Source organism: Micromonospora andamanensis (assembly GCF_016863495.1).
GTDB lineage: Bacteria > Actinomycetota > Actinomycetes > Mycobacteriales > Micromonosporaceae > Micromonospora > Micromonospora andamanensis.
This window is the reverse complement of record NZ_BOOZ01000129.1, coordinates 1-595: the sequence shown is the minus strand read 5'-3', so window position 1 is coordinate 595 and position 595 is coordinate 1. Positions and strand designations below refer to the sequence as shown.

Below are 595 nucleotides of genomic sequence, written 5' to 3'. Positions count from 1 at the left end.
CTCAGTGGTTACGGCAAGCAGTCATCTCCGTTTCGGCGGCGAGCGGAGCGATACCTTGTTGTCATTCGGCCGGGCAATCACTCCGGCAGAACCGTTATCCAGCCTGGGGGGATCTGTGAGGGATGATCTCTGGTCGATGGTGCATGTGGAGCGCGCAGCCCTGATTGACGATCTGTCGCACCACGATAAAGACCAGTGGGACAGGCCATCGCTGTGCGAGGGGTGGAGCGTGCACGACGTGGTCGCCCATCTGGTCAACTCGGCTCGCACGACACGCCTGAGTTTCGTGGCCAGCCTTATCCGGGCGCGTTTTGATTTCGACCGCCAGAACGCAGAAGGGGTGCGGCGTGAGCGTGGTTCCTCGCCTCAGGAGACATTGACGCGACTTCGGCAGGTGGCGTCCCGAAGGTCAGCCCCACCAGGCTCTCTCGACAGCCGCCTTGTCGAGGAGGTCGTCCACGGCGAGGACATCCGTCGCCCCTTGGGCATCGCGCACCCGTACCTGCCGGACGCCGTCACCCGGTCTCTGCGTCTGCAGACCCGCACCCCGGCGGCGTTCGGCGGGGCCAAGGAGTTAATCGCCGGCGTGCGACTT

General features: G+C 64.5%; 1 protein-coding gene. It reads left to right on the top strand.

Features of this window, described 5'->3' with window-relative positions; all coding sequences use genetic code 11:
• Positions 1-136 precede the first annotated feature (136 nt).
• Positions 137-595: maleylpyruvate isomerase family mycothiol-dependent enzyme (locus Van01_RS32785; protein WP_204015850.1), on the top strand; the 459-nt coding region annotated here is incomplete at its 3' end.